The sequence below is a fragment of the Actinacidiphila acidipaludis genome, assembly GCF_019890725.1.
In the GTDB taxonomy this organism is placed as follows: domain Bacteria; phylum Actinomycetota; class Actinomycetes; order Streptomycetales; family Streptomycetaceae; genus Actinacidiphila; species Actinacidiphila acidipaludis.
The window spans coordinates 228,850-242,036 of sequence record NZ_JAINZZ010000002.1 but is presented as its reverse complement, the minus strand read 5'-3'; the positions used below and the strand labels follow the sequence as shown (position 1 = coordinate 242,036).

The window sequence follows — 13,187 nt, the reverse complement described above, 5'->3', positions numbered from 1 at the left end:
TCGTCGCGCGGGGTCACCGGCTCACCTGCCCAGGGCGGGGGTCGGCGTCCCCGTGGAGGGGGTGGGGCTCGTGAAGGGGCCGCCCGAGGCCGGGGAGTCACCCGGTGCGGCCGCGCCGGTCGGCGTCGCGGCCGGCGTGACCGTCGGCGAGGGCGGGGCGGGCGGCGCGGTGGCGGGCTCCGGGCTGCCGTGCACCGTGCCGGTCGGGGCGAGGAAGGCCGGCGCGCCGCCGGGGACCATGCCGAGCTGCCGCGCCCGCTGCTCCAGCGCGCCCGGCGCGGACAGGCCGTCCACCTCCTGCTGGAGCTCCTGCTGCTCGTCGGTGTAGCCGGTGGTCTCCTTCTGCAGCTTGTTCAGCTCGAACGAGTCCTGGTTGACCGCCGAGTTCAGCAGCAGGAGCGAGATCAGGCCTCCGGCGAGCAGCGTCACGATGAGAACGACGAACGGCGTGCGCGCCGCGGTTGCACCCGCGCCCCCCGGCGATCGCCTCCTGACGGCCTGCGCTCCGATCACCGCACGTCCTCCCTGATGCGTTCCGCGCCGCGCAGCCTGGCCGGCGCCGCGCGCCGGTTCTCCGCGATCTCCTTCTCGGTGGGCAGTTCCGCGCCGCGGGTGAGCAGGGCCAGCCGGGGCTGGTACTGCTCGGGCACCACCGGCAGCCCGGGCGGCGCGGTGTTGGCCGCGCCGGCCGCGAACACCTGCTTGACCAGCCGGTCCTCCAGCGAGTGGTACGACAGCACCGCGATCCGGCCGCCGACCGCGAGGGCGCCCACCGCCGCCGGGATCGCCTGCTCCAGCACCGACAGCTCGCCGTTGACCTCGATCCGCAGCGCCTGGAAGGTGCGCTTGGCCGGGTTGCCGCCGGTGCGCTTGGCGGCCTGCGGCAGCGCGTCGCGGATCAGCTCGACCAGCCGGGCGCTGGTGGTGAAGGGCTCGCGTTCCCGCTCGCGGACGACGGCGTCGACGATCTTCCGGGCGAACTTCTCCTCGCCGTAGGCCCGCAGGATGCGCACCAGCTCGCCGGGCGGGTAGGTGTTCAGCACCTCGGCGGCGCTGATCCCGGCCGACTGGTTCATCCGCATGTCCAGCGGGGCGTCCTGGGCGTAGGCGAAGCCGCGCTCCGCCTCGTCGAGCTGCATCGACGACACGCCCAGGTCGAAGAGGACGCCCTGCACGCGCGGGACGCCCAGCCGCCGCAGGACATCGGGCAGTTCGTCGTACACCGCGTGGACCAGCGTGGCCCGGTCGCCGAACCGCGCCAGGCGCTCCCCGGCGAGCCTCAGCGCCGCCGGGTCGCGGTCGACGGCGACGAGCCGGGCGGCCGGGAAGGTGGTCAGCAGCGCCTCGCTGTGGCCGCCCAGGCCCAGCGTGGCGTCCACCACGACCGAGCCCGGCGTGGTGAGCGCGGGCGCCAGCAGGTCGAGGCAGCGGTCCAGCATCACGGGGACGTGCCGTGCCTGCGCGGCGGGCGTGGAGGACGGGTCGTTCATGGGGCCCTGTTTTCCTGTCGGGACTGCGGCGCGTGCCGCCACGTGCGGAGTCCGCGCCCGGCGGTGAGGGCCGGGTTCTGGCTCGGTGAGCCGGGACGTAGAACCGGGTCCCCGCCCGCTCGCGGGAGGTGCCCCTCTGGCGCCGGGGAAGTGGTGCCAGCGGAGCGGGGAGCGGGAGGAGGCCGGGCCGTACGTCCACGCGGGTGGGACGGAGTGGTGCGCGGCGTGCGTGTCGGGGCCGCGCTCACAGTAATCCGGGCGGAACCTCCTGTGACAGGGCCGAAAAGGTGTCTTCCTGGGCGGCCAGATAGCGTTCCCACGTGTCCGCCGCCCAGATCTCCACCCGGGTGTTCGCGCCGATGACGGCGCAGTCGCGGACCAGCCCGGCGTACTCGCGCAGGCCCTGCGGCACGGTGACCCGGCCCTGCTTGTCGGGGACCTCGTCATGGGCCCCGGCGAAGAGCACGCGCAGGTAGTCCCTGGCGGCCCTGGAGGTCAGCGGGGCCGCCGACAGCTGTTCGGTGGCGGCGGTGAAGCCGGCGAGGGACCAGACGCACAGGCAGCGTTCCTGCCCGCGGGTGATGACCAGGCCGTCGGCGAACGCGTCGCGGAAGCGGGCGGGCAGCACCAGCCGGTTCTTGTCGTCCAGCCGCGGTGTGTACGTCCCGAGGAACATCACACCTCCCGCAGACGGCACCACTTCGCGCCACTTTACTCCACAGCTCTCCACGGGCAACGATGTCGGCGCGCACCGGGCGCGCCCCCTCCCGGCGCCCTCCCCGCGCCGGCGCGGCCCGGCCGCCCCGCCTCCGCTAACGTCATAGACATGTCGATACAAGCCGAGCACACCCAGCCCGCCGGAGAGCCGTCCGGCACGGCCACCGAGTCCGTCATCGACCGGCTCGTCGCCGCCAACCAGCGCTACGCATCGGAGTTCCACGACCCGGGCATGGGCGCCGCACCCGTGCAGCGGGTGGCCGTGGTCGCCTGCATGGACGCCCGGATCGACCTGCACAGGGCGCTCGGCCTCCAGTTGGGTGACTGTCACACCATCCGCAACGCCGGTGGCGTGGTCACCGATGACACCATCCGTTCCCTGACCATCAGCCAGCGCGCCCTCGGCACGCGTTCCGTCGTCCTCATCCACCACACCAACTGCGGCATGCAGACCATCACCGAGGACTTCAGGACCGATCTGGAGGCCGAGGTGGGCCAGCGTCCCACCTGGTCGGTGGAGGCGTTCACCGACGCGGACCAGGACGTCCGGCAGTCCATGGCCCGCGTGCGCACCTCCCCGTTCCTGACGCACACCGACGACGTGCGAGGCTTCGTCTTCGACGTTCACACCGGCCTGCTGCGGGAAATCACGAACTAGTAACGGCAGGCGAGTGACGTGGGCGGTCCCGTAAGGGAAGAATGCAAGGTGCGGCACGTCTCGCCCGAAGCGAGCGTTGCGCATTCGGGGAGGGCCGGTCCGGTATGACCGCGACCCTGCGGTCCCTAGGAACAGGCCGAGGAGTACCGGGTGACGACCTTTGACGCACGAGCAAGCCTGAGCGATCTGACCACGACCGCGGAGCGGGTGCGCCGCAGCGTGGAGAACGTGATCGAGGGCAAGCCCGAGGTCGTACGCATCGCACTGACCGTGTTGCTCGCCGAAGGACATCTGCTGATCGAGGACGTGCCGGGCGTCGGTAAGACGATGCTGTCCAAGGCCCTGGCACGTTCGATCGACTGCACCGTCCGGCGTATCCAGTTCACGCCGGACCTGCTGCCGTCGGACATCACCGGTGTCAGCGTCTTCGACCAGCAGGAGCGGGACTTCGAGTTCAAGCCGGGCGCGATCTTCGCGCAGATCGTGGTCGGCGACGAGATCAACCGCGCCTCGCCGAAGACGCAGTCGGCGCTGCTGGAGTCCATGGAGGAGCGCCAGGTCACCATCGACGGCACCACGTACGAGCTGCCCAGCCCGTTCATGGTCATCGCCACCCAGAACCCGGTGGAGATGGAGGGCACGTACCCGCTGCCCGAGGCGCAGCGCGACCGCTTCACCGCCCGGGTCTCCATCGGCTACCCCAGCCCCGACGCCGAGCTGAAGATGCTCGACGTGCACGGCGGGGTCTCGCCGCTGGACGACCTGCAGCCGGTCGCCCACGCCCATGAGATCGTCAAGCTCATCGAGGCCGTGCGCCAGGTGCACGTCTCGGACCCCGTCCGGCGGTACGCCGTCACCCTGGTCGGCGCCACCCGCAACCACCCGGACCTGCGGCTCGGTGCCTCGCCCCGGGCCACCCTCCATCTGATCAGGACCGCCCGCGCCTCCGCCGCGCTGGACGGCCGTGACTACGTCCTGCCCGACGACGTCCAGTCGCTGGCGACGGCGGTGCTCGCGCACCGCCTGCTGCCGACCGCCCAGGCCCAGCTGAACCGTCGCACCCCCGAGCAGGTGGTCGCCGAGATCGTGCAGCGGGTGCCGGTGCCCAGCCCGCAGCAGGGTCCCGGCGGGGCCGCCGCCGGCTGGCCGGCCCGGCCCGACGGACGGCCGCAGGGCGCTCCCGGCACCCGGGGGCTGTGATGTCCGCGCCCCTGCCGCCACCTCCTCCGGGGCCCCCGCCACCGGGCGCCGCCGCTGCCGGCGGGGCCCAGCAGGGCGGCGGTCTGCGCTCGGCGCTGGGCGGACTCACCACCCGCGGCCGGTCGTTCGTCGCCGCGGGGCTGGCGGCCGCGGTGTGCAGCTACGTCCTGGGGCAGTCCGACCTGCTGCGGGTGGGGCTGCTGCTGGCGGTGCTGCCGCTGGTGTGCGTGGCCGTGCTGTTCCGCACCCGCTACCGGGTGGCGGGCAGCCGCCGGCTGTCGCCGTCGCGGGTGCCCGCGATGTCCGAGGCCCGGGTGCACCTGCGCATCGACAACGTCTCGCGGATCCCGTCCGGCCTGCTGATGCTCCAGGACCGGGTGCCCTACGTGCTCGGGCCGCGCCCGCGGTTCGTGCTGGACCGGGTCGAGCCCGGCGGGCACCGCGAGGTGTCCTACCGGGTCCGCTCCGACCTGCGCGGCCGCTATCCGCTGGGCCCGCTGCAGCTGCGGCTCACCGACCCGTTCGGGATGGTCGAGCTGACCCGCTCGTTCAGCACCTACGACACCCTCACAGTGGTACCGCGGGTCGAGGCGCTGCCCCCGATCAGGCTGGCCGGCGAGTCCTCGGGCTACGGCGAGAGCCGCACCCGGGCGCTGGCCCTGGCCGGCGACGACGACGTGATCCCGCGCGGCTACCGGCACGGAGACGACCTGCGCCGGGTCCACTGGCGGTCCACCGCCAAGTACGGCGAACTGATGGTGCGGCGCGAGGAACAGCCCAACCGGGCGCGCTGCACGGTCCTGCTGGACACGCGGGAGACCGCCTACTTCGGCGCGGGCCCGGACTCGGCGTTCGAGTGGGCGGTCTCCGCCGCCGCCTCGGTCTCCACCCACATGCTGGAGCGGGGCTTCGCGGTGCGTCTGCTCACCGACACCGGCAGCAGCGTGCCGGGGCCCGAGGGCGGCGCCGGGTTCAGCGGCGACTCCTCGGACATGGCGGGGCTGCTGCTCGACACCCTCGCGGTCGTCGACCACTCCGACAACGAGGACCTGGCGGCCGCCTACGAGGTGCTGCGCACCGGCAGCGAGGGCCTGATCGTGGCGTTCCTCGGCGACCTGTACGAGGAGCAGGCGGTGACTCTCGGCCGGATGCGCCAGCGGGCCGGCGGCGCGGTGGCGTTCGTGCTGGACAGCGACGACTGGCTGAGCCGCGAGGTGGCGGCGCGTCTGGGCACCCCGGAGACGTCGCCGTCCGGGGACGCCAAGGGCGAGGAGGACGTCTACACCACCGAGCGCGCGGTGCACCTGCTGCGCGAGTCCGGGTGGACCGTCGTCGAGGTGCACCCGGGCGAGACGCTGCCGGAGCTGTGGCGGCAGGCGGACCGTTACCGGTCCGGCGAGGAGACGGCGCACAAGAGGCGCGAAGCGGGGGCGAGGCCATGAGCGGCCGGGCACGGCTGACGGTGTGCGGCGCGGCGGCCTCGATGATGGCCGCGGCCTCGCTGCTGCCGCTGACGGCGACCAGCGACTGGATCCTCAGGGCGCTGCTGTGCGTGTGCCTGCAGGCCGGCATCGGCGCGGGCGCGCGCCGCATCCCGCTGGCCAGGCCGCTGACCATCCTGGTGCAGGCGCTGGTCTCGCTGATCGTGCTGACGATGATGTTCGCACCGCACCAGGCGCTCGGCGGGATCCTGCCGGGCCCGGGGGCGATCCACGAGTTGGGTCAGGTGCTGCAGGGCGGCGTCGACGACGTCGGCAACTTCGCCATCCCGGCCCCCGTCACGCCCGGCATCCGGCTGATGCTGGTCGGCGGGACCGTGGTGGTCGCGCTCGCGGTGGACGCGATCGCCGTCACCTACAACAGCGCGGCCCCGGCGGGCCTGCCGCTGCTGGCGCTGTACTCGGTGGCCGCGGGCCTCTACGACGGCGGCTCCGCCTGGCCGTTCTTCCTGCTCGCGGCGGCCGGCTACCTGCTGCTGCTCCTGGCCGAGGGCCGGGACCGGCTGTCGCGCTGGGGCCGGGTGTTCGGCGGCGGTCCGGCCGCCGGCGGCTGGGCCGCGCCCTCGGGGGCCGGTTCGGCCACGGCACCGGTGCGCACCGGGCGCCGGATCGGGGCGATGGCCCTGGGCATCGCGCTGCTCGCCCCTGCCGTCCTGCCGTCGCTGGGCAACGGCCTGCTCGACCCCGCCCGCCACGGCGGCGGGGCCGGTGGCGGGGGCGGCCACGGAACCGGCGCGGTCAACCTCGTCGCGGCGCTGCAGGACAACCTCAACCAGCCCGACAACCGCGAGGTGTTCACCTACACCACGGACTCCACGGACCTGCCGGGGATGTACCTGCGGATCGCGGCGCTCGACAAGTTCGACGGCAAGGCGTGGACGCCCTCCGACCGGCCGGTCGTGGACATCCCCTCCCAACTGCCGCAGCCGCAGGGCATGGCGACGGACGTGAAGTTCAAGCCGGTCACCACCCGGGTGCAGGTCGACTCGGACTACGGCCAGGGGCTGCTGCCGATGCCGTACCCCGCGCTGAACGTGGAGGCGCCCGGCAACTGGAAGTTCCAGCCCGAGGGGCGGATGGTGATCGGCGAGCACGGCCAGACGACGTCCGACGTGCACTACACCGTCACCAGCATGCAGGTCATGCCCACCGCGGCCCAGCTCGCGGCCGCGCCGAAGGCGAGCGGCCGGATCGCCGCCGAGTACACCGAGGTGCCCAAGTCGCTGCCGCCGGTGGTCGCGCAGACCGCGCGCGACGTCACCAAGGGCGCGGCCAACGACTACCAGCGCGCGCTGGACCTCCAGCGGTACTTCACCTCCGGCGACTTCGTCTACAACACGCAGGCCAAGGCCGGCACCGGCGTCGACGCCATCGCCCGCTTCCTGCAGACGAAGGAGGGCTTCTGTGTCCACTTCGCCTTCACCATGGCGGCGATGGCCCGCACCCTGGACATCCCCGCCCGTGTGGCGATCGGGTTCACGCCCGGCTCCCAGACCACGAGCGGGAAGATGGCCGTCGGACTGAAGGACGCCCACGCCTGGCCCGAGCTCTACTTCGAGGGCGTGGGCTGGACCCGTTTCGAGCCGACGCCCTACCGCGGCTCGGCCCCGGCCTACACGGCGACGGACACCCCGACCGGCGGCAGCGACCAGACGGACACGGCGCCGCACGGCTCCGTGTCCGCCCCCGCGGTGGCCCCGTCGCAGACCGACAGCTGCGCGCCCGAGCACCGGGCGCCGGCGGACTGCTCGCTGCCGCCCGCGGCGGCCGGCGGCGGTTCCGGGCCGAACGTGGGGCAGCTCGCGCTGTACGGCGTGCTGGCCCTGCTGGTCATCGGCGTCCCCCTGACACCGCTGCTGTGGCGGACCCGGGTGCGGGCCGCCCGGCTCGGCGGCGGACGCGGCAAGGCGGAGGGACTCACCCTGTCCGCGTGGCGCGAGGTGATGGACACCGGCTGGGACTACGGCATCCTGCCCGACGAGTCGGAGACACCGCGGCGGGCGATGGCCCGCCTGGTGGAGGAGGGCAAGCTGACCGGCGAGGCGGCCTCGGCGGCCGGTGTGCTGGCCGGCGCGGTGGAGCGCCGGCTCTACGCGCCCAACCCGCGCCCGACGCCCGGCCTCTCCGACGAGGTGCACCGGGTGCGCAAGGGGCTCCACGCCGGCGCCTCCCGCACCGCCCGGCTGCGGGCGCGGTTCCTGCCGCGCTCCTCGGCCCGCCTGTTCTGGGCGGCCTCGGCCTGGTGGAACGGCCTCACGCAGCGGGTGTCCGCCGGTCTCGCCCGGCTCACCCCCCGGCCGCTGCGCCGCCGCACCGCGCCCTGACCACCACTGCTCCGCGCGCCACGGTCGTGTGAGACCGCACCCGCCGGCCCCCGGGCGCATACCCGGGGGCCGGCGGTTTTCCGGGGGGCGGGCCGTTCCAGGCGGGCCGGGCGGTCCGGGGAGTGCGAGCGGTCCGGGCCGTTCCAGGCGGTGCGAGCGGTCCGGGCCGTTCCAGGCGGTGCGGGCGGTGCGGGCCGTTCCAGGCGGGCCGGGCGGTCTGGGGGTGTGGGCGGTCCGGGCTGTTCCAGGCGGTGCGGGGCAGGCGAAAGGGCCCGCACAGGCGGGCCCTTTCGGGAGTCTCACGAGGTCGTCGTCGGCGTGTCCGGCACGTCGGCCGGAACCCGGCTCAGCGGCCGGTCACTGTCCCTGCTCGTCGCGCCGGCGCTGCCACCGCTCCTCGATCCGGTCCATGACCTTGCCGCGGCGCTGCTGGTGGGGGTGGCCCCGGCGCCCGAAACGGCGGCCGCCGGTGACGGCCGGCGGATGCTCGGCGGGTCGCGACGCCTTGCGCCAGCCGGTGACCGCCAGAACGGCGCAGGCCAGCATGACCAGGAACCCGACGACGCTCACCCAGGTCTGCTTGGCGACCATGCCGCCCATGAGCAGCCCGATCCCGACCAGGAAGCCGGCGATCGCGAGGTACACGCGGCGGCGCGTGAACGTGCGCAGCCCGCCGCCTTCGAGCGCGGACGCGAACTTGGGATCTTCGGCGTACAGCGCCCGTTCCATCTGCTCGAGCATGCGCTGCTCATGCTCCGAGAGCGGCACGGCGACCTCCTACTCGTCGGTCGCGTAAGACGACCGGTCCGACCCTTTCAGGATAGGCAGGGAATCGCCCCGGTGAAACCCGCCCCACTGTGCCCTGTCCGACGGGGCTCTTCTTCCCCGTCCGCCCTTACGTCATGCCAGCATACGGTCACGAATGCGGCTGCGGGCGGTGTGTGACCGACTCCCCTCCGAGCCGTTTCCGGAGGGGCTGCGCGACCACCCGTTCAGCCGCGTTCGGCCAGGACGTGGAGCTGGGTGGCGACGGAGTGGAAGCCGGGTTCCTCGGCGGCCGCGAGCTCCAGCCGCAGCAGTGCCTCCATCGCGCCGGGCTCGGTGTCGACCAGCACGCCGGGGACGAGGTCGGAGAAGACCCGCACGCCGTGCACGGCGGTGGCCCGCAGACCCGCGTCACCGGCCAGCCCGGTCAGCTCCTCGGCGGTGAAGCGGTGCGGCAGCGAGTCGCCCGCGCCCCACCGTCCGTCGGGGTCGCTCAGCGCGTACTGCGCCTCGGCGAAGTGGCCGGCCAGCGCGCGGGCCAGCACGGCCCCGCCGCGTCCGGCGGCGAGCAGACTGACCGCGCCGTCGCCGCGCAGCGCGCCCACCACGTTCCGCAGCGCCTCGGCCGGGTCGTCGACGTACTCCAGCACGCCGTGGCACAGCACCATGTCATAGCCGCCGGGCTCGACGACGCCCAGCAGCCCGTGGGCATCGCCCTGCACGCCGGTGACCCGGTCGGTGACTCCGGCCTCGGCGGCCCGCCGCTCCAGGGCGAACAGGGCGTCGGGGCTGGGGTCGACGACGGTGACGCGGTGGCCGAGCCGGGCGACCGGCACGGCGAAGTTCCCGGTGCCGCCGCCGGTGTCCAGGACGTCGAGCACCGGACGCTCCGCGGCTTTGGCCCGCCGCTCCAGCGCGCCGCGCAGGACCTCCCACACCACGGCGGTACGGAGGCTGGCACGGGGGCGGATCGGCTCCACCCCTCCTTCACGGGACATGGCGGGCGGCTCTCCTCGCGTACGGCGGCGGCTGGGCACAACGATCGCTCCCACTCTAGGGCCTGCCTGCCCCGCGCCCGTGAGGTCGAGCCTGCTCAGCCCGCGGTGGGCGGCGCGGGGACCGGCGACGGCTCGCTCTGGAACGCGGGCCGCAGCAGCAGCATCCGCTCGACCAGCCGCAGGAACATCGCGGTGGCCCGGATCAGGTCGTCGGCGTCGCGGGCGTTCGCCGCGCTCGCTATGCCGGCCTCGGCGCGGGCCCTGCGCTCGGCCCCGGCGGCGAACAGCGCGCTCCACTCCGCCAGTTCGGGTGCGATCTCGGGCAGCACCTCCCAGGCGCTGCGGATCCGGCGGCGGCGCCGGCTGGTGTCCTCGGGACGTCCGCGCACGGCCAGCACGGCCGCGGCGGTGCGCAGCGCGGCCAGGTGGGCGGTGGCGTAGCGCTCGTGCGGAGCCTGCAGGGCCGCGGCCTCCTCGAGGCCGATGTGGGCCTGGGTGAGCAGGTCGAGGGCGGCCGGCGACGCGGTGGCGCGGCGCAGGACAGGGTGGATGTCGCTGACGGGAACTGCCATGACGAGCCTCCTTTCTCCGTACGCCCATACTGGGGCCGACCACTGACAATCGCCCTGACCTGCACAAACACCGCACCGCCGGTCGATCGTGCGGACGGGCCCGGCCTGGGGCGGGCAGAATCGGGTCCATGACCACCGCACGACGCGAGGCCACCCGGCGCAAGCTCTACGAGGCCGCCGTCACCCTCATCGCCGAACAGGGCTTCTCCGCCACCACGGTCGACGAGATCGCCGAACGGGCAGGCGTCGCCAAAGGCACCGTCTACTACAACTTCGCCAGTAAGAACGACCTCTTCGAGGAGCTGCTGCGGCACGGCGTGGGACGGCTCACCGTCTCGCTGCGCCGCGCGGCGGAGGAGTCCGCGGCCCGGGGCGGGACCCGGGTCGACGCGCTGGACGCGATGATCCGGGCGGGGCTGACGTTCATCGTCCGCAACCCGTCCTTCACGCAGCTCTACGTCGCCGAGCTGTGGCGCACCAACCGCACCTGGCAGCAGACGCTGATGACGGTCCGCCAGGAGGCGGTGGCGGTGGTCGAGCAGGTGCTGGGCGAGGCGGTGCGGGCCGGCGAGGTGAGCCCGGAGACCGACGTGCCGCTGACCGCGTCCGCGCTGTTCGGCATGGTGCTGGTCGCGGCACTGGACTGGCAGGCGTTCCAGCCGGAACGCAGCCTCGACGAGGTGCACGCCGCCCTGTCCCTGCTGCTGCAGGGGCGGATCGGCGGCGGCGCGACCGCCTGCGCCTGAACGGGCGTCCGGCGTCGCTCGTCCGCTCCGGCCCGACCCCGCCCGGGGTGGTTCGGAGCGGCCCGGGGTGGTGCTCTTCCGGTCCGGCCGGCGTCTCCGCCGGCCGGACCGGAACAGCACGTCCCCCGTGCGTCCCCCGTTCGCGGACCGGCCGGCGGATCCGCCGCCCCGTGCCGGCGGTCCTGGTCCGTACCCGTCCGCGGTACACACTCTTCCCGTTTCCGCAGGTCGCGGCCATCCGTGCGGCTACTCAACCCGGTGGCTAGGTACGGATACTCAGGCCCACGCGCTTTCCCCCAGGCGTCCGCGGGTGCGGCGGCGGAGATGCGCGGGGACGCGGCGCCGGATGCGACTGCGGGCGGGACCGCGAACGGCTGGGAACCGGACTGCGAACGGGGCTGTGCACGCGACTGGGGACGGGCCCACGGCGGGACGCGGGCCCCTGCGCCCACCCGGCCGCCGGGCCGCCGCTACAGTCCTGGTCATGGCACGGATTGCGGTGATCGGCGCGGGCATGGCGTCGATGGCGACGGCTGCCCGGCTCGCGACCGGCGGCCACACGGTCGTGGTGCACGAGCGGGCGGAGACGCACGGCGGCGGTCTCGGGCTGCTGTCCCGGGACGGCTTCCGCTTCGACACCGGCCCGGGTGTGCTGCTGCTGCCCGCGGTCCAGCGGGACCTGTTCGTGAAGACCGGGAAGGCCGCGCTGGAGGACGTCGTCGACCTGGTCCAGGTGGATCCGGCCGTCCGCCACCTGCTGGCCGACGGCACCGCCGTGGCGCTGCCGAACGCCTCGCGCTCGGGCGTGGTCGAGGCGCTGGACGCCGCCTTCGGCCCGGGCAGCGGCGAGCGCTGGAGCCAGGTCATGGTCAGGGCGCGCGAGGTGTGGGAGGCCACCCGCAGGCCGCTGCTGGAGGACGTCCTGCACGACCCGGCGGCGCAGGCCGCCGATCCGTACCCGGCCGCCGTCCGGCGCGGGCTGTTCCGGCGCGCCGGGACGTCCGGTCTCGCCGGGGTGGCCGCCCGCGAACTCGGCGGCGGGGGCCTGGGAGCGCTGCTGGAGAGCTGGGCGCTGGCGTACGGGCTGGACCCGCGCCACGCGCCCGCGTCGGCGAGCGTCCTGGCCTATGTGGAGCAGACGTTCGGCGTCTGGTATCCGCGCGGCGGGATGCGGGCGCTCGCGGACGCCCTGTACGAGCGCTGCCTGGAGCGGCGCGTGGAGTTCCGCTTCGGGACCGCGGTGACCGGTCTGCTGGTGGAGGACGGCCGGGCCGCCGGGCTCGAACTCGCCGGCGGAAGCCGCACGCCGGCCGACGTGGTCGTCGCCGGCGCCCCGCTGCCCGCGCTGTACCGCGACGGCGTGCTGCCGCCGGAGGGCCCGGGCGCACCGTTCCCCGGGCCGGCGGGCGAGCCCGGCCGCTGCGTCGTCCACCTGGCGCTGCGCGGCCCGCGGCCGGAGGGCACCGCACACCGCACGGTGGTCCACCCGGCCGAGCGGGCGGCGGAGTACGCGTGGGTGTTCGGGGAGCGCCGGGGCGACGCCCTTCCCCCGGCAGGCGGCCTCACCGTGACCGTGCTGCGTCCCGACGACCCGGCGACCCGGCCGGACGACGGCCACGAGGCGGTGACGCTCGTCGCGACGGTGCCGTGCCACACCGCGGACGGCACCGGATCGGCCGGCGGCACGGGCACAGCCACCGGAACCGGGACCGGCCTCGACTGGTCATCCCCCGGCCTGGCGGGCGCCGTCGCGGCGCGCATGGCCGAGGCCGCGGAGGCGGCCGTACCCGGCCTGCGGGAGCGGGAGTTGTGGCGGGTGGTGCGCACACCGGCGGACACCGCGAGCCAGACCGGCGCGCCCGGCGGCTCGGTCCCGGCCCCCGCGCTGGCCGGCGCCGGCGGCGCCCTGCTGCGGCCGGCGAACCGCTCGGCGGTCCCCGGCCTGTACCGGGTCGGCGGCTGGGCGCACCCGGGCGGCGGTCTGCCGCACGCGGGTATGTCGGGGGCGATCGTCGCGGACCTCGTCGCGGGTGGTCCTGGCGGCAGCCGCTGAGCCACCGCGCCCGGCCCGGCCTGGTCCGGCCCGGTCCGCCTCGGTCCGGACGGCGGCGCAGCCCTCCCCCGCGCGCGAGGACCGACCCCGCTGTCCGCAGGACTGGCCCACTTCCAAGATCGTTAACCGCCGGGCGGGGGCGTTTCAACCCATCGGGCGGAAAAG

12 protein-coding genes are annotated in these 13,187 nt (G+C 74.8%); 6 read left to right on the top strand and 6 right to left on the bottom strand.

From position 1 onward, the window contains the following. Nucleotides 1-21: 21 nt before the first annotated feature. The 3 genes from ftsL to mraZ form a co-directional block, all read right to left on the bottom strand. Nucleotides 22-513: a cell division protein FtsL gene (ftsL, locus tag K7862_RS02815; RefSeq protein WP_222960125.1), complete on the bottom strand. Its 492-nt coding sequence runs from the start codon at nucleotides 511-513 to the stop codon at nucleotides 22-24. Then, the gene (rsmH, locus tag K7862_RS02810; protein ID WP_222960123.1) at nucleotides 510-1,490 is read right to left on the bottom strand and encodes a 16S rRNA (cytosine(1402)-N(4))-methyltransferase RsmH; all 981 of its coding nucleotides are present in this window, start codon (nucleotides 1,488-1,490) and stop codon (nucleotides 510-512) included. Before rsmH ends, ftsL begins: the two co-directional genes overlap by 4 nt. A gap of 244 nt (nucleotides 1,491-1,734) precedes the next feature. Then, a complete protein-coding gene (gene mraZ, locus K7862_RS02805) occupies nucleotides 1,735-2,166 on the bottom strand; it encodes a division/cell wall cluster transcriptional repressor MraZ (RefSeq protein WP_222960119.1) in 432 nt (143 codons plus the stop codon). 150 nt (nucleotides 2,167-2,316) lie between these two features. Between mraZ and K7862_RS02800 the strand changes: the two genes are divergently transcribed. From K7862_RS02800 to K7862_RS02785, 4 genes are all read left to right on the top strand, one after another. Further along, nucleotides 2,317-2,865: a beta-class carbonic anhydrase gene (locus tag K7862_RS02800; RefSeq protein ID WP_222960117.1), complete on the top strand. Its 549-nt coding sequence runs from the start codon at nucleotides 2,317-2,319 to the stop codon at nucleotides 2,863-2,865. Between the two features lie 150 nt (nucleotides 2,866-3,015). Next, nucleotides 3,016-4,065 carry an AAA family ATPase gene (locus tag K7862_RS02795; RefSeq protein ID WP_222960116.1) on the top strand — a complete coding sequence of 350 codons (1,050 nt, stop codon included), beginning with the start codon at nucleotides 3,016-3,018 and terminating at the stop codon, nucleotides 4,063-4,065. Then, the gene (locus K7862_RS02790; RefSeq protein ID WP_222960115.1) at nucleotides 4,065-5,507 is read left to right on the top strand and encodes a DUF58 domain-containing protein; all 1,443 of its coding nucleotides are present in this window, start codon (nucleotides 4,065-4,067) and stop codon (nucleotides 5,505-5,507) included. Before K7862_RS02795 ends, K7862_RS02790 begins: the two co-directional genes overlap by 1 nt. Continuing rightward, nucleotides 5,504-7,888, top strand: coding sequence for a transglutaminase TgpA family protein (locus K7862_RS02785; protein WP_222960114.1), 2,385 nt, complete (start codon nucleotides 5,504-5,506; stop codon nucleotides 7,886-7,888). Before K7862_RS02790 ends, K7862_RS02785 begins: the two co-directional genes overlap by 4 nt. A gap of 357 nt (nucleotides 7,889-8,245) precedes the next feature. On the opposite strand, the gene K7862_RS02780 is transcribed toward K7862_RS02785, so the two are convergent. The 3 genes from K7862_RS02780 to K7862_RS02770 form a co-directional block, all read right to left on the bottom strand. Further along, nucleotides 8,246-8,656 (bottom strand): SCO2097 family morphological protein, encoded by a 411-nt coding sequence (locus K7862_RS02780; protein ID WP_222960108.1) that lies wholly within the window; start codon nucleotides 8,654-8,656, stop codon nucleotides 8,246-8,248. Nucleotides 8,657-8,880: 224 nt separating this feature from the next. Further along, on the bottom strand, nucleotides 8,881-9,651 hold the full coding sequence (locus K7862_RS02775) for a methyltransferase (protein WP_222960106.1): 771 nt from the start codon (nucleotides 9,649-9,651) through the stop codon (nucleotides 8,881-8,883). A 95-nt stretch (nucleotides 9,652-9,746) separates the two neighbouring features. Next, nucleotides 9,747-10,223: an SAV_6107 family HEPN domain-containing protein gene (locus K7862_RS02770; RefSeq protein ID WP_222960104.1), complete on the bottom strand. Its 477-nt coding sequence runs from the start codon at nucleotides 10,221-10,223 to the stop codon at nucleotides 9,747-9,749. Nucleotides 10,224-10,351: 128 nt separating this feature from the next. On the opposite strand from K7862_RS02770, the gene K7862_RS02765 reads away from it, so the two are divergent. Both K7862_RS02765 and K7862_RS02760 read left to right on the top strand, forming a co-directional pair. Further along, nucleotides 10,352-10,969 carry a TetR/AcrR family transcriptional regulator gene (locus K7862_RS02765; RefSeq protein WP_222960102.1) on the top strand — a complete coding sequence of 206 codons (618 nt, stop codon included), beginning with the start codon at nucleotides 10,352-10,354 and terminating at the stop codon, nucleotides 10,967-10,969. A gap of 484 nt (nucleotides 10,970-11,453) precedes the next feature. Further along, the gene (locus K7862_RS02760; protein ID WP_222960092.1) at nucleotides 11,454-13,022 is read left to right on the top strand and encodes a phytoene desaturase family protein; all 1,569 of its coding nucleotides are present in this window, start codon (nucleotides 11,454-11,456) and stop codon (nucleotides 13,020-13,022) included. Nucleotides 13,023-13,187: the final 165 nt, after the last annotated feature.

What these genes read in the sequence shown, in the direction of transcription:
- mraZ (WP_222960119.1), bottom strand. Translation starts at nt 2,166, where the DNA reads ATGTTCCTCGGGACGTACACACCGCGGCTGGACGACAAGAACCGGCTG.
- rsmH (WP_222960123.1), bottom strand. Translation starts at nt 1,490, where the DNA reads ATGAACGACCCGTCCTCCACGCCCGCCGCGCAGGCACGGCACGTCCCC.
- K7862_RS02800 (WP_222960117.1), top strand. Translation starts at nt 2,317, where the DNA reads ATGTCGATACAAGCCGAGCACACCCAGCCCGCCGGAGAGCCGTCCGGC.
- K7862_RS02770 (WP_222960104.1), bottom strand. Translation starts at nt 10,223, where the DNA reads ATGGCAGTTCCCGTCAGCGACATCCACCCTGTCCTGCGCCGCGCCACC.
- K7862_RS02765 (WP_222960102.1), top strand. Translation starts at nt 10,352, where the DNA reads ATGACCACCGCACGACGCGAGGCCACCCGGCGCAAGCTCTACGAGGCC.
- K7862_RS02785 (WP_222960114.1), top strand. Translation starts at nt 5,504, where the DNA reads ATGAGCGGCCGGGCACGGCTGACGGTGTGCGGCGCGGCGGCCTCGATG.
- K7862_RS02790 (WP_222960115.1), top strand. Translation starts at nt 4,065, where the DNA reads ATGTCCGCGCCCCTGCCGCCACCTCCTCCGGGGCCCCCGCCACCGGGC.
- K7862_RS02775 (WP_222960106.1), bottom strand. Translation starts at nt 9,651, where the DNA reads ATGTCCCGTGAAGGAGGGGTGGAGCCGATCCGCCCCCGTGCCAGCCTC.
- K7862_RS02760 (WP_222960092.1), top strand. Translation starts at nt 11,454, where the DNA reads ATGGCACGGATTGCGGTGATCGGCGCGGGCATGGCGTCGATGGCGACG.